The 4381-nt window shown below is 31.8% G+C and carries 5 protein-coding genes; 1 reads left to right on the top strand and 4 read right to left on the bottom strand.

The features are described 5' to 3' along the window. Positions 1 to 187: hypothetical protein (locus AC4AGG_RS15410; protein WP_489772906.1), on the bottom strand; the 187-nt coding region annotated here is incomplete at its 3' end. Between the two features lie 30 nt (positions 188 to 217). Further along, complete coding sequence (locus AC4AGG_RS15405) at positions 218 to 703, bottom strand: hypothetical protein (RefSeq protein ID WP_489772905.1); 486 nt, start codon at positions 701 to 703, stop codon at positions 218 to 220. Between the two features lie 578 nt (positions 704 to 1281). Here AC4AGG_RS15405 and AC4AGG_RS15400 point away from each other — a divergent pair. Further along, positions 1282 to 1752, top strand: a complete 471-nt coding sequence (locus AC4AGG_RS15400; protein ID WP_489772904.1) for a hypothetical protein — start codon at positions 1282 to 1284, stop codon at positions 1750 to 1752. Between the two features lie 718 nt (positions 1753 to 2470). Here AC4AGG_RS15400 and AC4AGG_RS15395 read toward each other — a convergent pair. Together AC4AGG_RS15395 and lpxK are read right to left on the bottom strand one after the other, a co-directional pair. Beyond that, the gene (locus tag AC4AGG_RS15395; RefSeq protein WP_489772903.1) at positions 2471 to 3298 is read right to left on the bottom strand and encodes a purine-nucleoside phosphorylase; all 828 of its coding nucleotides are present in this window, start codon (positions 3296 to 3298) and stop codon (positions 2471 to 2473) included. Beyond that, positions 3282 to 4307 (bottom strand): tetraacyldisaccharide 4'-kinase, encoded by a 1026-nt coding sequence (lpxK, locus tag AC4AGG_RS15390; RefSeq protein ID WP_489772902.1) that lies wholly within the window; start codon positions 4305 to 4307, stop codon positions 3282 to 3284. Before lpxK ends, AC4AGG_RS15395 begins: the two co-directional genes overlap by 17 nt. Positions 4308 to 4381: the final 74 nt, after the last annotated feature.

Here is a 4381-nt window from a genome sequence, read left to right as displayed (position 1 = left end):
AATTATATTTTAAAAATCCTATTCTTTTCAAAAATACATAAGTTTTTTGAAGCCAATTCCTTCTTCTCAAAACAATTGGTTGTTTCTTTTGTTTATTTTTTTGTGTATAGAACCAATTAATCATTGATGGCAATTCAAACTCATTTTTATTTGCGATTTTATTAACAACAGATGGTTCTGATTTCACTAAAAATGGCAGATCTGATAGATCACAAAATTAAAAATTTTCAAAAAGAATTTTCGATATTTCATCTATTGTTTCCTTAAATTCTGAAAGCACTTTTTTTGCAATTTCCGTCATGCTTTTTCCTGTTTCTGGTAAGAAGTAAACATTCATTTCTTTCTCGGCATAAAATATCATTTTTGCTCGCTGTAATTCACTTTCAGATATTGTAGATTTCAATATTAACTGATTTTCTTTACTACCAAAAAAACGTTGATCATGAAAAATAAATTTGAATTTTTCTAAAAATTTTTCTTTCAAATCAGGGTATTTCTGACCATCAATTTCATAATTAATCAATAAAAAAACATTCTTATCATATACAATTTTGTAATCAAGAGAAAAGTTTTTCGGAAAAAAAATGATTGAACTTGTAATGCGAGAGTTCTCAATTCCTGCACAATAAATTTGTTCGTTATTTCGTATAACATGATTTAGATAATTTGCAAAATTCCACTCATTTTTTTCTAAAAAAGCCATGTTTTTTTTGCAAATGCAAATTCGTAAACGGACAAACTATGACTTTCAAAAAATATATTTTCATGCTAAAAATTTTTTCGAAATTCGTAACATAGAAAAACTAAAAACAGCATATTTCTGTCAGAACTGTGAGACGCAGTTTTCGCAATGGCATGGTCAATATTAAAACTGTAGGGAATGGAATCCAACTTCAAGAAAAGTCACTATTGAAAAATCTTAGAAATCGTCAACAAATCGTTGATTAAACCCAAACCAAGAAAAGCAACAAAACCTTCCAAAGGACAAATCGAGAAAAGACTGAATCAAAAGAAACAGAATTCTGAAAAAAAAGAGAACAGAAGGTTTAGAATGTGATACATTATAGACAGAACCTAAGAAATTTACTTTTGAAAATCATTTATATTTCACTCCAAAAAATCAAAATTTGATACAAAAAAACAGTAAATATGAATAATAAAAGTACTTTTAGTTATATCTACCAACAATATTTTCTAATAGGGATCTAGTTTTTTTATTCATATTCAATAAAATTGTTTATTTTTGATAATTAAATGTACTCAAGAATAATATTACAGAATATGAAAAGAATCTCAATTATATTTAAGATGGTTGCTTTGGCATTAATTGTCAATATGGTTTTGCTTTCATGCGGTGACGATAGAAGTGATTACGAAGACAACAATTCAACAGCTGTTAATCTAATTGTAAAGTCTGGAACTTGGAGAGTCTCAAAGTTCGTTTATTCTGATACCGATAAAACGTCTAATTTCGCTGGGTACACTTTTACTTTTGGAGAAGATAATGAGTTGCATGCAACCAATGGAGATATCATGTTTGCTTACACTGGCACATGGTCTGTGATTGACCTTAAAAGCAACAATATGACAGACCCTGATTTGCGTTTTAATGTTTTATTTAATAATCCAGTTAACTTCTACGAACTTACTGCAGATTGGCAAATCGTTAGCAAAAGCACCAATACTATTGAGCTTAAAGACGTAAGCAACGGAACAGGTTCTACTAATTACCTGACTTTTGTAAAGAACTAAATTTTTATACATATTACTTAAAAAATCTTCAGAATTCTGAAGATTTTTTTGGGTACAAAAAAACTGATGATTCTTTCTGTTTTTTCAAACTTCTGAATCATCAGTCCAAATTAGTTTCCGCATCGGAACGATACTTTTCGAAAACTTTCAAAATCAAGTATGAAATCTTTCTCTTTCGATAATGATTCGCATTTGAAGTTTTCCGCTTTCTGTGAAGTTTCATCTTTATCTAATGTTGATACCTCAAATTTTAAATTTTTCAATTTACAATTCTTTATTTTTCAACTCAGAATTTCAAATATCAAACTTTTCTTGGCATTTGTACATTATCAATAATGCTTCCACTTTCCTCTTAACCTTTGGTTTGTGCTTTGAGTAAATCCTCTTTCGATTCCTTACTTTCAACCTTTGACATACCTTAAGTTTCGATTATTTTGTAAAACATGAAAAATCATTTTTTGACCCTCATCCAGTAACTTCTAATATCTCTTCTATAAAGAATTCAACATCAAAAATCACTTTCGTTTCACTTAATTTGTTGATGTAAAGATAGATGAACAACAAGGGTTAATGCAAATATTTCCACTCAGTTTTATCCCAAGCTTTTAAAGAAGCAACTAACAATTAAAAAAAGAAGTAATGAATTAAAAATCAAATAATTGCAAACTTTTTCACAGAAAAAAGCGAAATTACTTATCCCCAATTATGAGTTTTAAGCCTATTGATTATCAGGAGGATAGTTCCTAACAACTCCTTTCACAATAGTAATGACATTAGGCATCGCTTTATCAGCAGCTTGTAGAACTTCCTCATGAGAAACACTATGAGCGATATCTGGTCCTCCCAAATCGGTAATAATAGAAATTCCAAAACAATCCATCCCTTGATGTTTGGCAACGATAACTTCGGGAACGGTACTCATACCGACTGCATCTCCTCCAATTGCTCTAATCATACCATATTCTGCAGGCGTCTCGAAGGTAGGACCTTGCAAAGCAACGTAAGTTCCTTCATGAATTTTAATCCCGTTATCTTCCGCTACATTTTTAGCGATTTTAAGCATTGTTCTGTTGTAAGGCTCACTCATATCCACAAAGCGCGGTCCAAAATCATCCAAATTCTTTCCTCTCAAAGGATGTTCTGGCAACATATTGATATGGTCTTTAATCAACATAATATCAGCCACTTCAAAATAAGGATTGACTCCTCCTGAAGCATTAGAAACCACCAAATTCTTAATTCCTAAAAGATGAAAAACACGAAACGGAAAAACAACTGTATCGATATCGTGACCTTCGTAATAATGAAATCTACCACTCATCATCAATACCTTCTTCCCTTCCAACACTCCATAGATTAATTTTCCTCCATGACCAGCAACAGTAGGTTGTGGAAAATTGGGAATATCAGCATAATCCATGACATGAATAGCTTCTACCTCATCCTTTAATGCTCCAAGACCAGATCCAAGCACAATAGCAAAATCAGGAGTCTCCTGAATAATATTTCGAATAAAATCGGCGGTCTCTTTAATTTTTGCTAACATAATGCATGATTGTTTTTTTGAACTCTTCTTGCTTATCAATATTGAGATTAATTGGCCAGTAATAAATCATATCTCGGATATAATCATAGCTCTTCAGACGTACGTAATCTTTCTCTGTAGTCAAAATAAGTCGATACTCTCCTAGTTTCTTATACTGTGCAACTATATTCTTGATATCACTTTCGGTAAAATTATGATGGTCTTTGAATTTCAAATGTTTTACCCTTTGGGAGAATTTGCTCAAATGCTGAATCAACGGTTTTGGATTAGCAATACCAGTAATCAACAATATATCGTAATATGCAAGATTATTATCTGGAAGCTTATCATTAGCTCCATAAATATATTCGTCATAAGCAATGGACGAGAAGAATACTTTCTGTTGAGATTCGGGCTTGATTCTGGAAATATAATATTGCTTTTGTTCAGGCGTCAAATCATCAGGACATTTGGAAACGACAATAACATCTGCACGTTGCGCTCCACTTCTAGATTCGCGTAAATCTCCAGCTGGAAGCAAAAAATCTTTGAAATAAGGATCGTTGTAATCCGTCATCAGAATATTGAATCCTGCCTTGATTGCCCTATGTTGAAAAGCATCATCCAAAAGCAAAACTTCTAAATCCATGTCAGAAATCATTTTCTTCGCTCCATAAACCCGATCTTCGCAGACACCAATCACAAAGCGATTCCTGAATTTTTCGAAAAGTTGCATCGCTTCATCTCCGACCGTTCTGTAATTACTTTCGTAATTGGTAATTCCATAGCCTTTGGTCTTTCTTCCATAACCTCTAGAAAGTACTCCAGTTCTGTAATTTTTTGAAAGAAAATCAGCCAAAAACATGACCATTGGGGACTTTCCACTCCCTCCTACTGTTAAGTTTCCTACATTAATAATAGGGGTCTTAAACTTGGTTGAAGAGAAAATTCCAATATTATAACAAATATTCCTAATTCCTGTAACTATGTGATAAACAACCGAAAAAGGGTAAAGATACCATCGTTTCATAAGTTTGCAAAATTAGAAAAATTTCTAAACTTTTAAAGGGGAAATCCGCTGATTTTTTAACGTATTTTAAAAGA

The organism is Chryseobacterium sp. CG10_8 (genome assembly GCF_058117085.1).
The sequence above is the reverse complement of the archived record's forward strand: the minus strand, read 5'-3'. Positions and strand labels throughout refer to the sequence as shown.

What these genes read in the sequence shown, in the direction of transcription:
- AC4AGG_RS15395 (WP_489772903.1), bottom strand. Translation starts at nt 3,298, where the DNA reads ATGTTAGCAAAAATTAAAGAGACCGCCGATTTTATTCGAAATATTATT.
- lpxK (WP_489772902.1), bottom strand. Translation starts at nt 4,307, where the DNA reads ATGAAACGATGGTATCTTTACCCTTTTTCGGTTGTTTATCACATAGTT.
- AC4AGG_RS15405 (WP_489772905.1), bottom strand. Translation starts at nt 703, where the DNA reads ATGGCTTTTTTAGAAAAAAATGAGTGGAATTTTGCAAATTATCTAAAT.
- AC4AGG_RS15400 (WP_489772904.1), top strand. Translation starts at nt 1,282, where the DNA reads ATGAAAAGAATCTCAATTATATTTAAGATGGTTGCTTTGGCATTAATT.